Source organism: Methylothermaceae bacteria B42, from assembly GCA_001566965.1.
In the GTDB taxonomy this organism is placed as follows: Bacteria; Pseudomonadota; Gammaproteobacteria; order Methylococcales; family Methylothermaceae; genus Methylohalobius.
Genome location: LSNW01000031.1, coordinates 146,884 through 161,708, shown reverse-complemented (window position 1 = coordinate 161,708; position 14,825 = coordinate 146,884). Strand labels below are relative to the sequence as shown.

14 protein-coding genes are annotated in these 14,825 nt (G+C 51.8%); 7 read left to right on the top strand and 7 right to left on the bottom strand.

The window, feature by feature from the left end; all coding sequences use genetic code 11:
• Positions 1-321: 321 nt before the first annotated feature.
• The 3 genes from AXA67_10825 to AXA67_10815 are packed head-to-tail and all read right to left on the bottom strand — an operon-like array spanning position 322 to position 2,851.
• Positions 322-2,205, bottom strand: a complete 1,884-nt coding sequence (locus tag AXA67_10825) for an ABC transporter ATP-binding protein (GenBank protein KXJ40343.1) — start codon at positions 2,203-2,205, stop codon at positions 322-324.
• Positions 2,202-2,621, bottom strand: coding sequence for a hypothetical protein (locus AXA67_10820; GenBank protein KXJ40342.1), 420 nt, complete (start codon positions 2,619-2,621; stop codon positions 2,202-2,204). Before AXA67_10820 ends, AXA67_10825 begins: the two co-directional genes overlap by 4 nt.
• A complete protein-coding gene (locus AXA67_10815; protein ID KXJ40341.1) occupies positions 2,618-2,851 on the bottom strand; it encodes a hypothetical protein in 234 nt (77 codons plus the stop codon). The genes AXA67_10820 and AXA67_10815 overlap by 4 nt, the downstream gene beginning before the upstream one ends.
• Positions 2,852-3,006: 155 nt before the next feature.
• On the opposite strand from AXA67_10815, the gene AXA67_10810 reads away from it, so the two are divergent.
• Together AXA67_10810 and AXA67_10805 are read left to right on the top strand one after the other, a co-directional pair.
• On the top strand, positions 3,007-4,407 hold the full coding sequence (locus AXA67_10810) for a sodium:proton antiporter (GenBank protein KXJ40340.1): 1,401 nt from the start codon (positions 3,007-3,009) through the stop codon (positions 4,405-4,407).
• A gap of 226 nt (positions 4,408-4,633) precedes the next feature.
• Positions 4,634-6,040: a hypothetical protein gene (locus AXA67_10805; protein KXJ40339.1), complete on the top strand. Its 1,407-nt coding sequence runs from the start codon at positions 4,634-4,636 to the stop codon at positions 6,038-6,040.
• 3 nt (positions 6,041-6,043) lie between these two features.
• Here AXA67_10805 and AXA67_10800 read toward each other — a convergent pair whose 3' ends face one another.
• Positions 6,044-9,292 carry a hypothetical protein gene (locus tag AXA67_10800; GenBank protein KXJ40338.1) on the bottom strand — a complete coding sequence of 1,083 codons (3,249 nt, stop codon included), beginning with the start codon at positions 9,290-9,292 and terminating at the stop codon, positions 6,044-6,046.
• A 569-nt stretch (positions 9,293-9,861) separates the two neighbouring features.
• Between AXA67_10800 and AXA67_10795 the strand changes: the two genes are divergently transcribed.
• The 5 genes from AXA67_10795 to AXA67_10775 all read left to right on the top strand — a co-directional run bounded on the left by AXA67_10795 (position 9,862) and on the right by AXA67_10775 (position 12,749).
• Positions 9,862-10,272: a hypothetical protein gene (locus AXA67_10795; protein ID KXJ40337.1), complete on the top strand. Its 411-nt coding sequence runs from the start codon at positions 9,862-9,864 to the stop codon at positions 10,270-10,272.
• 158 nt (positions 10,273-10,430) lie between these two features.
• Complete coding sequence (locus tag AXA67_10790; protein KXJ40336.1) at positions 10,431-11,087, top strand: hypothetical protein; 657 nt, start codon at positions 10,431-10,433, stop codon at positions 11,085-11,087.
• Between the two features lie 19 nt (positions 11,088-11,106).
• Positions 11,107-11,469: a hypothetical protein gene (locus AXA67_10785; GenBank protein ID KXJ40335.1), complete on the top strand. Its 363-nt coding sequence runs from the start codon at positions 11,107-11,109 to the stop codon at positions 11,467-11,469.
• A gap of 21 nt (positions 11,470-11,490) precedes the next feature.
• Complete coding sequence (locus tag AXA67_10780; GenBank protein KXJ40334.1) at positions 11,491-11,991, top strand: diguanylate cyclase; 501 nt, start codon at positions 11,491-11,493, stop codon at positions 11,989-11,991.
• A complete protein-coding gene (locus AXA67_10775) occupies positions 11,988-12,749 on the top strand; it encodes a phosphate ABC transporter substrate-binding protein (GenBank protein ID KXJ40333.1) in 762 nt (253 codons plus the stop codon). Before AXA67_10780 ends, AXA67_10775 begins: the two co-directional genes overlap by 4 nt.
• A gap of 97 nt (positions 12,750-12,846) precedes the next feature.
• Here the strand turns inward: AXA67_10775 and AXA67_10770 are convergent, their stop codons facing one another.
• From AXA67_10770 to AXA67_10760, 3 genes are read right to left on the bottom strand one after another with little or no spacing between them, the layout of a single operon-like run.
• A complete protein-coding gene (locus AXA67_10770) occupies positions 12,847-13,206 on the bottom strand; it encodes a hypothetical protein (protein KXJ40332.1) in 360 nt (119 codons plus the stop codon).
• Positions 13,203-14,129, bottom strand: coding sequence for a 2-dehydropantoate 2-reductase (locus AXA67_10765; protein ID KXJ40331.1), 927 nt, complete (start codon positions 14,127-14,129; stop codon positions 13,203-13,205). The genes AXA67_10770 and AXA67_10765 overlap by 4 nt, the downstream gene beginning before the upstream one ends.
• Complete coding sequence (locus AXA67_10760; protein KXJ40330.1) at positions 14,126-14,824, bottom strand: DnaA regulatory inactivator Hda; 699 nt, start codon at positions 14,822-14,824, stop codon at positions 14,126-14,128. Before AXA67_10760 ends, AXA67_10765 begins: the two co-directional genes overlap by 4 nt.
• Position 14,825 lies beyond the last annotated feature (1 nt).

Here is a 14,825-nt window from a genome sequence, read left to right as displayed (position 1 = left end):
AATATGAGATGGTTTGAATCGTGTAGATTGAAAAAAAGAGAAATAGAATTGCATATGCAATTATTCTGTAAAACAAACTTCTGGATATTAAAAGTCCTCCAATAATAATTGCGACAATTACTTCAGCCAGATAACTGTTGAATGACTTTAATATAGAAATGCCAGTCGCTAAGTACGCATTAGAAGTAGGCCAATCGATTTGAGTGGCAAGGGTAACCACGCTAACTGAGAAAACTAAAAGGTAACAAGCAATATAAATTTGCTTTGCTGTTAACATTGTGGGTATTAAGCTTTTGACTATTAATGAAAGAGGAGTGGCGGCTACTTTAATGTTGCTTGAAATGATTCAAGCTCATCCCATCGATTATATTTCTTTTCCAATGCTTTTTCTATTTTGTCGATTTCTTCCAGTACCGCATTGATTTCTTCAACCTTTCCCCGATAGAAATCGGGGTTGTTGGTACAGTTATGAAGTTCGCTTTGGCGAGCTTCCAGTTGCTCGATTTCTATTGGGAGTGACTCCAGTTCCCGCTGTTCTTTGTAGCTAAGCTTGGTTTTTGCTCGCTTGGGGCGGGGTTTTTCCTGGGGCTTTTCTGTTTTTGGCGGTGATTCAACGGCGGGGGATTGACGCTGGCGTAGCCAGTCTTCATAGCCGCCGATGTATTCGGCGACTTTGCCGTTACCCTCGAACACTAGTGTGGAAGTGACGATGTTGTCGAGAAAGGCGCGGTCGTGGCTGACCAAAAGCAGGGTACCGTCGAAGTCGAGGAGCAGGGCTTCGAGCAGTTCCAGGGTTTCCAGGTCCAGATCGTTGGTGGGTTCGTCGAGGACCAGGAGGTTGGCGGGGCGAGTGAACAATTTGGCCAGGAGCAACCGGCTCTGTTCGCCGCCAGAGAGGGCTTTGACGGGTTGGCGGGCTCGCTCGGGAGCGAACAGGAAGTCAGACAGATACGACATGACGTGGCGGCGTTGGCCGCCGACGGTGACCCAGTCGTTGCCGTTAGCGACGGTATCGGCCACGGTTTTTTCTGGATCGAGCTGGCTGCGTTGCTGGTCGAACCAGACAATTTCCAGATTGGTGCCGTGGCGTACATGGCCGCTTTGGGGTTCAAGTTGTTTGAGCAGCAGTTTCAGCAAGGTGGACTTGCCCGCGCCGTTGGGGCCAATCAGGCCGATACGGTCACCGCGAAGAATGGTAGTGGAAAAATTCTTGACGATGGGCTTGTCGCCGTAGGTGTAGCTAATGTTCTCCGCTTCGATCACCAGTTTGCCGGAGCGTTCCGCGGTATCCAGGGCCAGGTTGGCTTTGCCCTGGCGCTTACGGCGCCGGGCCCGTTCTTCGCGCAGTTTTTTCAGTGCCCGCACCCGGCCCTCGTTACGGGTACGGCGGGCTTTGATGCCCTGGCGGATCCAGGCCTCCTCCTGGGCCAGCTTTTTGTCGAATTCGGCGTTGCGGCGTTCTTCCTCGGCCAGGGCGGCGGCTTTCTTTTCCAAATAATTTCGGTAATCGCCAGGCCAAGCGGTGAGTATGCCGCGGTCGAGATCGATGATGCGGGTGGCCAGCTTTTGCAGAAAGGTACGGTCGTGAGTGACAAATAGCAGGCTGCCGGGGAACTGCAGCAGTTCGGTTTCCAGCCAGTCGATGGTGTCCAGGTCGAGATGGTTGGTAGGTTCGTCCAAGAGTAGCAGATCTGGTTCCGATACCAGCGCCCTGGCCAGCGCCAGCCGCCGCTGCCAGCCACCGGAAAGGCTGCTGGCTTGGATTTCTGGATCAAGACCCAGGCGGGCGAGGGCGTGATTGATCTTCTGCAGAAACTGCCACCCTTCTTTGGCTTCCAATTGGTGTTGCAGCCGTTCCAATACCTTGAGATTAGGCGAGTCCTGTTGGGCGAGATGATGATAACGCTGTAACAGGTCGCCGATTTGTCCAAGGCCCTGCGCCACCACGTCGTAGGCGCTCAGTTCAAGATCGAATTGGGGGGTCTGTTCAAGCAAAGCCACTTTCAACCCCGGGCGACGCCAGATTTCGCCGCCATCCGGTTCGATCTGGCCGGCGCATAGGCGCAATAAAGTGGATTTGCCTTCACCGTTACGGCCGATGAGGCCGATGCGTTCACCAGTTTCGATGGTCAGTTCTGCCTGGTCGAGCAGGGGTTGGATGCTGTAGGCGAGGGAAATGTTTTTTAAGGTTAGCAAGGTGCTCATGGGTCAAAGTGTTCCAACAGGGTAATGTGTCCCAGACCATTCGCCTTGCGCCAGTAATGCTCATCGGCGGTGACGAGGGTGGCGCCGGTTTCCAGAGCCGCGGCGTGATAGAGAGTGTCGAAAAGGTGATGGCGCATGTCGATGGCCAGGCGTGTTGCACGATAATAGAGCGTTGGCGTATTCAGGGTGGGCCAGTCGAGAAGATGCAAGGTTTCCACATCTCCTTGAGCTGTTTCCGGGCTGATACGGCATAACACGGCAGCGACTTCTGCCAGCCAGTGATCTGGCAGAATCAGTTCCGGTTCTCCTTGGCCAATAGCAGTGACCAAGGCGGTTGCCTTTTCAGTGTGACTTTCGCGCTCGGGATCATTAATTAGCCATTTGATCAGTACGCTGGCATCGAGGACAACCTTCAAGGCCGACCTTCCTCCCGGGCCTGGCGGATTTCCTCATCGGTGGCGGTGGGCCTGTCTTTGCGGATGCGGATAAGTTCCTCGATAATTGCCTGACGCCGCTTCTGGCGCTTTTTCTCCTCCACCGCCTCCCGCATCAGGCGGGCGATGATGGCGCTCTTGTTTTCGCCTTCAAAGGCTTTGTTGAAGGCTTCCTTGACTTCGTCAGGGACGGAAAAATTGACTGTGGCCATAGGTTTTCTCATGATTGTTGAAATTTTCAACAATCTTAACAGAAAATTGATGTTTTTGTTTTGGTGAAGGAGAAAAACAGCGGCGCCGGGAAGATTTTCTGGCTTGACTTAGATATGATGCTGCCCAATCTAACCGTTATAGAAAGGTTGCATTCATGATTGAGACTGTACTTGCCGTCGCGCTGATTCTTTATCTTGCCTTGCAGATAGAGGACAAGTTCTCCATTCCCTCGCCCTTGTCTTTGATCGCCTTGTCTTTTTTACTTCATCTATTATTGCCGGAAGTGACGGCACTGACGCCTGATGCAGGGCATTTTGCCGCCTTGGTGCTGACATTGCTGCCCATTTTGTTGATTTCCGATTCCTTGGAGCTTAGCGTCGATCAGCTCAAGGCTCACGGATTGAGTTTGTTCTATTTGGCTGTGGTGACGGTGGGTTTGTCAGTGATTGCGGCACTGCTTCTGAAGGATTTTCTATTTGGCGAATACCACCTGAGCATTCCCGCGACAATTTTGTTGTTTGCCATGGTGCTGGCAACCGATCCAGTATCAGTAGTGAGCATCTTTTCCCGCTTCGAATTACCTCACAGGCTCAAGATTCTGGCGGAAGGGGAAAGCTTGTTCAATGATGCCACGGCGCTGATTGTTTTTGTTTATATTGGGCTCTATGCGCTGGAAGGGGGCGAAGTCACGGTGGGTTATGTGGTCAAAATCAGCCTTGTGGTGGTGTTGGGTTCCATCCTTCTTGGGCTGGCTTTTGGGTTTCTCGGGCTTGGGCTTTTGAAAACCACCGATAATCGCATCGCGGAGATGATGGTAGTGATTGTCACCGGCTACGCCGCCTTTACCTTGGCCGAGCATTTCTACAATCTGCTCAATTTATTAGGCGCTCACAGTCACCTGCATTTTTCTGGCATCCTATCTTGTATCGTCGCCACCGTGACCTTGAATCACTGGATGTGCAAAGCGGTCAGCTACGACGAGCGGCGGATCGAGGCCGAGGAAGACGCTTTACGGCAAGAGTCCAGGGACGTCGCTACTTCCAGGCGGCTAATCGACACTGCCTTGGAAGTGATCAAGGTTACTGTGGAAGAACGGGCCCGTCATCTACGTACCCGTGAGGATATTCAGTTACTGGGGTTGGTGGCTAATACCATCTTATTCGTGGCCATGGCAGAGATTGTCAACCTGGCGTTGCTGGTCAAATATTGGCGGGAGATTCTGGTAATGTTTGCGGCGACAACACTGATCCGGGCCTTGATGATGGCCAAGTTTGCCTTTTTGACCCAACGGACGGACAAAATGGTGGACGTGAATTTCCGTTGGTGGGGCGTTCTGACTTTTGCCGGCATCAAAGGAGGGTTGTCGATTGTCATGCTCTCCATGATTCCAGAGGAATTCCCCTTTTTGGATATGTTCAAGGCCATTGTCATCGGTGTGATTTTGTTATCCACTTTCATTTATTCGGGGATTTTACTGCTACTTATCGCCCGCGATGCTGACCGGTTCCGGGCGGAATTGTTGGCGGAAAAGGAGTTGTCGTCGGTTGAAAAATGAGGTCATTTGCAAGGTTTTCGGCGTTTTTTTCGCAGTAGTAGCAGCGCTGCTTCGAGCGTAAAATTGGTGCAGATTACGCAGCATAAAGGCTTGATTTGGCAGCCGAATGCCGAAACACTTGCAGAACTTAGGTGATATAAAGGCCATTGTTCCTGCCTCATGAAATTTTAGATCCAACGGCTATAGTTGATAGATAAAGCCAAATCCAAAAGGAAAAGCTATGTCGATGCCATGGGTCGATTCACACAGGGGCAAATTCCAATCCAACCGGATCTACTCCAATGCCAAGGGCCAGCAGTATGCGCTTTGGTTTTTTGCTGTCTTATGGAATGCCGGGGTTTGGGCAACGATTTATTATGGGCAGCAGCGGATTTTCGAGGCTTTCCAGGAGAATCCGGTCTTTTATTTTTTCGCGTTGTTCCCGTTGGTTGGCATTTTGTTGGTGTACCGGGCGGTAAAAGAGACGGCTGCCTGGATTAAGTTTGGAAAAACCCCTTTAATCATGGATCCTTTCCCTGGGCAAATTGGCGGCGTCGTGGCAGGTTATGTGAAGGTGCCAACGGCCGACAAGGGTGCCGGGCAAGCCCAGGTGTCGTTGACCTGTACTCGCCATTATTGGGAGAAACGGGGGAGTGAGCGCAGATATGTGTCCAGAGCGCTGTGGCAGGATCGCATCACGGTTCCCGCCCAACCGTATGGGAAAAGCTATCGCATAGAGTTTCAATTTCATCCGCCTGATAATTTGCCGGCCTCTGCCTCCACTAAAGAGGAGGAATATCGCTGGGATATACACATTGCCGTGCCGATGAAAGGCAGGGATTTCGAGCGCCATTTTGTCATTCCAGTGGCCAATGCCAGCCGGAAAGATATTGCCGCTTCAGCCCGCTTCATGCGATCCCAGCCTGAAAGGAAGGAATTTCCGGTGGCGGTGGAGGCCGCCGGTATGGCTGTTCCTACAATCAAACCGCTGGAAGATGGCGCGCGGTATGATTATCCCGCTTGGCGCAACAAGGGGGTGGGATTGGTCCTATTGGTTATAGGCATTATTTTTTTGGTTGCCCAATGGTTTATGCACCGGCAATTTGCGGATTTTCTGCCTGTGACTTCGATGCTGTTTTTTGGCTTTGGTTATTTGATCAGTCTGTTGGTGCTGGCGGGAGGCGTTTTTCTGCTGGGAAATAGCTTGAAGGTGACGGTATTGCCTGCCGGGGTCAAAGTCCAGAGAAATATTTTGGGCTTGATTATCGAAACCGAGATTAAAGCTTCGGATATCGCTGATATCCGCATAGAGAAAGGTTTATCCTCAAGCGATGGACAAACTTCCCGGGTCTGGTACAAATTGAGATTGCTCCAGAAAGACGGCAGGGCTATCACCGTGGGCGATACTTTGGCAGGGAGCAGCCATGCGGAACACATCCGTCGGCAGACGGTGGCAAACTTGGGAGAGGGATGGGCGCCGTCGGATCAGGCGGCGCAGGTGGTACCAACAGAGTTCAACATGCCTTCCAGGAAAATGCGCCTTATCCTCAAAGTAGCGGGCGTCATCATCTCCCTGATATTCCCGGCGGCGCTGATTTACGATCAGCGGGAACTTATCCTTAAACTATTAAGCGGGTTTGGCTTTTTTCAGTAAATACTACGGGACCGTTAATTTCAATTCCAAAGCCACCTTGTTCTCGCCCTCAGAGGGTGCTTGTTTCTGGATGTCTTCTTGCAGCACGAAAACCCGGCTGGCGGGCAGTTTGCCTTGTTGGGTAAGGTAATGAACAATGGCGGTGGCGCGGTTGCGGGCCAGTTGCTGGAGGTCCAGGTCGGTAACGGGGATTTGCTCCAGGAGTTTTTGTTTGGCTTTTTTGTAGTATGCTTGTGGAATAACTTCCTCGCCAGACCCGGTTTTGACAGGTTCCGGATCCTGGGCATCTTCCACATCGTCCAGGTAATATTTCACCAGAAAATCCTGGATTTCCTGATTACTCAACTGTATCGCCCCGGGTCCTGCGGGAGCGCCTTCTTCGCCTTCAATGTCGTCCCATTTTTCCATCCGCATCCGGGCCAGAAGGCGGTTTTCCGCCATCGCTTGGCGGTCGGCGGGGTCGAGAGCGATGCCTTTGACTTCGACGACAAGTTTTGGCCGGGCTTGCAGTGCCCGGCCGATTTTGACGAGCTTTTGCGCTTCTTGGTGGGACAAGGCGGCCGAGCCTAATGGAAAGCTGATTTTGCCGGGATCTTCCCCACCAGAACTCACGAGCCCGCCGATTAAGCTAAATGGGGAGGTGGCGGCCTTGGTGAGCAAATTGAGCAGCACCTGGCCGATTAATCGGCCAATGCTGAATTTCGGGTCCTCCAGGCTGCCCGTCAGGGGCAAGTTCAAATCGATGACACCATTTTGATCTTGCAGCAGGCCAATGGCGAGTTTGACCGGCAGGGAAACCGCCTCGGGGCTGTCGATTTTATCTCCCAGGGTCAATTGATTAATGACCACCTGGTTCTGGGCTTCCAGTTTTTTGTCCTGGATTTTGTAGGCCACATCCAGGGTGATTTTGCCCTTTTCAATGGCGTAACCGGCGAAATGCGCCATGTAAGGCGTGACGGCGGTTAAATCGGCGTCTTCCACCTTTAACTGGATGTCGAGAAAATTCTCGATATCGAAAGGTTTCAAGCTGCCTGCAATCAATACTGGCGCCATGCGGTTGACCTTGCCTTGGATATCGACTTTGGCGATGTGATTGGCTCGAGTGGAAATGTTGTCGATGGCGCCATTGAGCTGCCCCATGTTGAGGACAAAGGGCAGAACCAACGACTGGTCGGAAAACAGGGCCGCCGCATTTTTGATTTTGACAGAGCCAATGGCAAGAGGCAGAGGCGGGCCGTTCTTTTGTGTTGGGGCGGACTTTGGGCTTTTGGCGGGTTGCTTGGGAAATATGTCATCCAGGTTGGTGGTTTTGTCCTTGTGGATGATAAAGCGGTTATACAAGCCGTCGGACACAACGGTGCGGATGGAGACTTTCATGGGCGCAAAATTGAGGGCCAGCCCGTTGACGTCTAACGCCCGCCATTTCAAGAAGTCCTTTTGTTCTGCCGTATCCACGGTATGTAAGCGGGCAATGCCCGTGTCGCCCCGGAAACCGCCCACAGGCTTGCCGCTTTTGTCCAGGGCAAGATCCAGTTTGCCCGCAAGATGGAAATCCCCCTTTTTCAGATGCAGTTTGGCGAATTGGCTGATATAGGGCTGAAGCGCGCCCAGGGCGAAGCGGTTGGCGTTCAAATCCAGCTTGAGCTTGAGCGGATCGATAACAATGGGTCCCTTGGCGGAAAATGTCCCCTTTTCATTAATGGTGATATCCATAGCCAGTTGGACGGGATTCCCCGGGGTTGTGCTGAAATTATCCAAAGTCAGGCGAATAGGGCGCAGGGAGAAACGGGCCGCGGGACGGGTGTTTTTGTCTTCCAGGTCGAATTGATAGTTGTCCAGGGAGATATGATGGACCTGAACCGCCCAGGTGGCTCCGGATTTATCCGTATCAGGCCGGGTTTGTTCGCCGGTTTCCTTGGGGGCGTTGCCCGCGAACAGGGTTTGTAAATTCAGCTCGCCGCCTTTGGCCAACCAGGCTTCAATGGTGGCTTGGGAAGAGGAAAGAGATTCCAGGTCAACCGTTTGTTTTTTCAGGTCAACAGCCAGCTTTTCCGCGCTCGTTTCCGGAATCATGATAACCGGTTTGCCCGCCGTGGTGCTGCCGCCAATACGGGTGTCTTTGATCTTGAGCGCCTGGTTGGTCAGGATCATGACTTCCCGGGCCGGATCATCGCTCTTTTCCATGGTCATCGCCAGGTGATTCAGGGCAACCAAGCCTGTGTTAATAAAAAGGTTTGGCTCCTTCGGGCGGGACAGGGTGAGGGTCTGGCCGGTGAGCTGGATTTGGCCGATTTTGAGATCCGTGGCTTGTTTTTGGGGTTGGGTGACAGACTCTACGCCCACCCCCGTCACCTCGAAACGGGGGATCTCGAGCTGCATCTTGCCTCCCTTTGTGGTGGCCAGTTGTAAATTCTCGATGGAGAGATTGCCTTGGCTCAAATTAAAGCGGATTTTCTCGGGTGCGCCGCCGTCAAACCCGTAGTTTGCGGCGACAGTCAAAACGCCTTGTTGTAGCTGGATGCCGCTGTCTTTGAGATAGGCCTGGATTTTGTTCAGGCCGAATCCGCTAAAATCAAGTGCCCCTTGGGCGGATAAAGGATCAAGCACCGTTTCGCCGTTAATTGCGAGCTTACCGCCGGAGGCCAGGGCCAGTTCCAGATGATAAGGAGTGACGGCGTCTTTTTTGGTGGACAATCCGGTGATTTGCAGGTTGAGGTGTTGGATTTCCTCTTGAAACCCAGGTTTAAGAGCGTGGTCTTCGAATTTTACTTGGCCATTTTGGATGGCTAACCGGCCAATCCACACCGGAAACAGACCTTCCTTTTCTTCTTTTTCCGGCTCAGGTTCTTTGGCGCTCTTGGCCAGGTCAGAAAAATTAAATTTTCCTTCCGGCAGTCGGTCCACATGCACGTAAGGGGCTTCCAGGGCAATTTCCTGCACAGCGGCAGACAGATGCGTCAGAGAATCCCAAAGCCCATAGTTCACATAGAGCCGATCAAAACTCACAAAAGACTGGTCGTTGTGTTCCAGCAGCGTGAAGCCGTGTAAATTCAATTCCAGGGTAAAAGGATTAAACGCCGCTTTCTCCAGCGAACTTTCCCGCCCCAAATGCTTTTGGATTTGAACCGGCGTTTGCCATCGGATCAGCCACGGGATCAGCAGAAAGCCAATGGCGGCATACACGACGAGGCAAATGGCCGCAGTTAGGGCGTATTTTTTCGGCTGCTCGTGGGGCGGTTTGATAAGCGGCATGATAGATCCATGTCAAGGAGGGTTATTCACTAGCCATCAAAATTATGCTGTTGATAGCGTAACCGTGGCTGAATCTCAAATGTTTTCGATTACTTTGCCGCAACCCCAGGCCAGAGACGGGGCGAGTCAGCGACAGTATAGCTTGATATTTATTCTGTAAGACGATGTGTCAGCTGGAAAGCCAGGATGTAAGAAGATACTTATTCACAGTCGACTGTTGAAAACGGTAAGAGGTTGTCAAGTTTTTTTATGCTCTCGTTCGGTAATGCTGTGTCATGTAACCTGTTGATTTCAACTTGAAAACAATCTTGTCTAGTTTCTTTGCAATTGAATGGAAGGTAAAGGGTTATGCGGGTTTCAGACTGCTATTAGCAATTTATTCACAAAGTTATCCACAGGTTTTGTGGGAAAAGTAGCGCAATAAAATTCGAACAATCAGGAAAAAGGGCTCAATATTTTCTCTACAGGTATCGTTTTTTATACTTAAAGCATAATAATAGTTTTCGGAGGGTAAGGTGCAAGCTGCTAAAAGCTCAGTAAGTTATGCTGCGAGTTCTTATCTGGAATCAATGAAAAACCAACCTTGGCAAGGCGCATTTTTTACCGGTCAAATTCGATTGCTGCAGTGGTCAGACGATTGGCCGCCGGATACGGCTTACGCTTTTGCCACTCAACAGGTCCGCCAATTGCCATACCAGTTGCAGTTCCATCTTTGCCGGATTTATTTTGCCCTTGTCCGGCGTAATCAAGATGCCTTATATGCCTCTTTATTGGATTTGTTTTGGGTGCTGGGCAGAGGAGGCTTTGATTTGAAAAAGCGCATGTTAAAGGGCGCGCGACCACTGTTAGAGGAGGGTCGCTACCTGGCATTGATGGCATGCTTGAAAAATGAAATTACCCCCCGGCAGTTGCCGTTTTCATCTTTATCGGTACTCAACGATGGAGCTACCGGCAGCCTGCAGTTGATCGAAGCAGTATAAGCGAAGGCAAAAGGGATGAGACTGATCTGGTGTTGGCTGCCGGTCTGGGTCTGGGTCTGGAATTGGAGCGAATTGGCCTGGCCCCTGAAAATATTGTAAGAAACTAGTAAGGAGCATTGCTTTCTACATTGGATCCGCCACAGCAACCAATAAGGCTTATGAAAACTATGCAAATAATTGACGGCCTTTATGTTTGGCCCACACCGGGCGGTGCTTATCATGCGGTTTCAGATACAACCACTACACCATCCCGGCGGCTGTTGAGAAATATCCTACGCACCAGCAGTACCGCGGCTTTAACGCCTGAATTAGTAAAAAAATGGTGCGAGGAGGAAGATGCTAATCAAGCCATGGAGACCATACATAGACTGCAAAAACTGGGTTGGATTCAAGGCTTCGAGCAATCTTTTGATGCGCCAGATCAGCCTTTGGAAGAAATATTGCCTTCCCTGTTAGCCGGGCTTTCAGAAGACGGCAAGGCCTTGTTGGCGGAACAGCAAGGTTTTTACCTGGCGTCCCACGGTTTTCCCCACGAAACTGCTGAAGAGCTGGCAGCCCTCAGCGCGGACTTGATGGGCCTACAAGACCGCTATCGAGAGCTGCTGCTCAATAATCAAGATGTGGGCAGCGAAGCTTGGGCGGTTGTCGATTCCGGCGGATGCGGAAAACTGGGTTTCTGGCCTTTGTATATCGGTGAAGACCGTTTTGTATTGGTTGTTTCTGGCATTCCCCATTTCAACCAACCGGATTTTGTGACTTTGATTTGGGTATTAATGCTGCGGTATTCTCCGCTGCCGGGCTTTAAATTGAAATGAATGATCGGAGGTGAATTGTATGCGCGCGGATATGTTGGAATCGGTACTGATCGGATTGAATGGCAGTTCCAGCGATATCAAAGCATCGGGGGTTGTCTCCACTGATGGATTGATGATGGCGTCCGTCCTTCCGCAGGGTATGGATGAAGATCGGGTTGGGGCGATGAGCGCTGCTATGTTGTCATTAGGTAGCCGAACTTTGGAGGAACTGGCCCGCGGCGAGTTGGAGCAAGTATTAGTTAAAGGCAATAATGGCTATGTTCTAATGACCTATGCAGGTAAAGAAGCGGTTCTTACCGTGTTAACCAAGCCCAAGGCGAAATTGGGGTTGATTTTTCTAGATGTCAAGCGGGCGGCTGCCAATATTGCTGACCTTCTTTAATCCCCGAGTAAAGGTAAAATCATGATTGCTGATATGTCCCAAGAAGATGTTCAGGGGGAATTCCGCGAGCATGTGCTGCAACTTTTCCAATATGGTTCCCGCCGGGTGTTGGTTACCGATATCGAGATTCCCTATCCCGACGGCCGCTTGATTGTTTCACGCACCGATACGCAAGGCATTATTACCCATGTCAACCGCTCCTTTGTGGCCATGTCCGGCTATACGGAAGAAGAACTGATCGGTGCTCCCCATTCGATTTTGCGTCATCCGGATATGCCGAAGGCGGCTTTCAAGGATTTATGGGAGACCATACAACGGGGCGACATTTGGCAAGGCTATGTCAAGAATCTGCGCAAGGATGGTGCCTATTATTGGGTCAAGGCCACGGTGATTCCCAATGTGCGAAGAGGGAAAATCATAGGTTACAGCTCCGTGCGGCGTAAGCCGGAACGTTCCAAGGTGTTGGAGTGCGTTGAACTTTACGCGGCCATGCGGGCCAAGGAATTGGAGGAAAGTCAATGACCTATATGTTCACAGTGAGTCCAGACTTCAGCCCGGATCACCTTTCCGGGTGGTTTATTTTCAATACTTGGCTGCAACGAGTGTTGGAAACCCGTTTTCATTTGGAGTTATTCGATGATTTTCAGGCGCTGCACCGGGCGATTGCCGACGATAAGGTGGATTTGATTTATTCGAACCCTTACGATGCTGCCACGTTGGTGCGCGAAAAGGGATTTACCTCTCTCGTTAAACCCCGGGGCGGTTCGGATGAAGCCTTGATTGCCTCGTTATCTGATTCTCAGTTCAGCCAGGTTGAAGACTTATCCCCAGGGGCAAAAATTGCCACCACCGACGATCCGGACGTCCATTTGATGGGCATGATGTTGTTGGAGCCGGCGGGATTGTCCAAAAACAATATCCAACTTATTGAATGTGGCAATTATGTGCAAGTGGCGAAAAAATTATTGCAGGGCGAGTGCGATGCCGGCATTTTTTTTGCCGATGCTTTCGATGAACTAAGCCGGCCCATCCAAAGGCAGTTAAAGGTTTTGGTCCGGAGCGATATCCAGGTGTTGCATCATTCTCTGATGGCGTCACCAACGCTGATTGATTTATGGGAGACTTTGCTGGGAGCGTTGCTGGCAATGGAGATTACGCCCAAAACCCAGGAAATACTTAAATCTTTGGGCATTTCTGGATGGGATCCGGTGGACAGGGAAGAAACCGAATTCATGATTGATCTGATGGACACTTTGACCTACAGTCCAGCAGAATCTTAGAAACCATTCGAGAAGAGGGCATGGCGGCTATCCGGGCCGCCCCCCACACAGCGACCGAACTCCATCACCTCGGAAATATCATGCCGTGTCTGAGGGGCTAGTTTTTCTGTTTTATCAGCCAATGTCTGGTCAACCAATAGCCAAGCAATCCCAGTGCATCGGCGATCAAGTCGGCAATGGAAGCAGTGCGGTATTGGGTGTGGTATTGCATGGCTTCGATAAGCACACCGATGGCGAAAAGGTTGAGCATCACCAGCCAGCCAAACTTGTGTTTGGGAAAGGCGAGGTCAGTCAACAATCCCAAACCAAAAAAGGCTATCAGGTGGCCGAATTTGTCATTGATTTCCACCTCTTCCAAGGGTTGCGGTGCCAGGGAAAGATAAAGGATAAACAATAAATAGACCCCCAGGCACACTCGCAGGGCGCCGGTCCACCAGGGATGGGAAAGGAATGTCATGGGGTAGTGGATTTTTGCCGGGCCAGTTCCCGCAGTTTCATTAAGGCGTAAACCGATTCCAGCCGGGGGATGGCGACCCCTTCCCGCTGACCTGCGCGTACGGCGTTGCCCAGGATGGCTTCGGTCTCCATGGGGCGGCCGGCCTCAAAATCCAGCAGCATGGAAGTTTTGTAGGGAGGCATTTTATAGGTGTTGGCGATGTTCTTGTCAATCACATTAGGGGGCAAGGGGTGTCCGGTGGCTTCGGCGATGGCGCAGACTTCCGTCATCAACTGGCGCACGAAGGCCTCCTGATTTTCCAGGATGTCGCTGGTGTAAAGTCCGCCGGAAAGGACGGACAAGGGGTTGAACGGCGCATTCCAGACGCATTTTTGCCAGCGGGCGGCAACAATGTCTTCCATCGCTTTGGCGCTGATTCCCGACTTGTTGAAAGTATCGCAAAGGGCGGTGACTTTCGGTGTGATTCCGGCGGGATAACGGCCAAACATCAAATGGCCATAGGCTTGATGCCAGACATGTCCCGATTTCGTGCGGCTGACGCAGACAAAAGCCAGGCCGCTGATCAGTTCGTTGTCGGGAAATGCCTTGGCCAGTTCGTCTTCGATTTCCACCCCATTTTGAATCAAGGTAATGGCGGTTTCCGGGCCGACTGCCTCGCGAATCAAAGCCACTCGGTCAACGTGAGGCAGAACCTTGGTGCAGAGAATGACATAGTCTGGCGGAGATGGGACTTCTCCAGCATGCCGGTACACCGCATCTGGCTGAAAGGTCCATTCTCCCAGGGTGCTTTGGATGTAAATGCCATGGGTTTTGACTGTATCGTAATCGCCGCGGCACACAACGCTGACCTCAGCGCCTTGCTTGGCTAACAGGGCCCCGTAGAATCCGCCAATGGCGCCGGTGCCGACTATCAATACCTTCATGATTCGGATTCCAGATAATCTTTCAAAAATGGAATGGTGAGTTTACGCTTGGCGGCCAAAGTGGCCTGGTCCAGGGAATTTAACAAACGCCACAGGGAAGGTAAATCCCGGGGAGTGTGGGTCAAAAGGAATCTGCCGACCTGGGGGGAGAGCTCCAGCCCCAATTGCCGGGCCCGTAGCTGCAGGGCGGCCAGTTTGTCTTCGTCGTTGAAAGGATGGAGGCGGAGGGTTAAGCCCCAGGTCAGGCGGGTTTTGAGATCGGGCAGGGCAATGGGCAGTTCTGCCGGCGCTTGGTTGGCCGAAATGATCAGCCGGATGCTGTTTTCACGCCAGCGGTTGAAGCCGTGGAACAGCGCTTCCTCCCAACGGGGCTTGCCGGCAAGGGCATGGATGTCGTCGATGCAAAGCAGCGCCATTTGTTCCAGGCCCTGCAAAATCTCGGGGCCGTAGGCCACCAGCTCCGTCATCGGGAGATAGCCTACCGCTTCGCCCTTCCCATGGGCTTCCCGGCAGCAGGCATGGAGCAGATGGGTTTTTCCGCATCCCTCATCGCCCCACAGAAACAGGTAGGATTCGCCCACGCCGCGGGCGCAATCCTTCAAGATCTCGATAACCTCCCGGTTGTTTCCGGCATGGAATTGGTCGAAGCGCGGTGCCTCTGGAAATGACAGTTGCAGAGGCAATTGGGCAGGCATG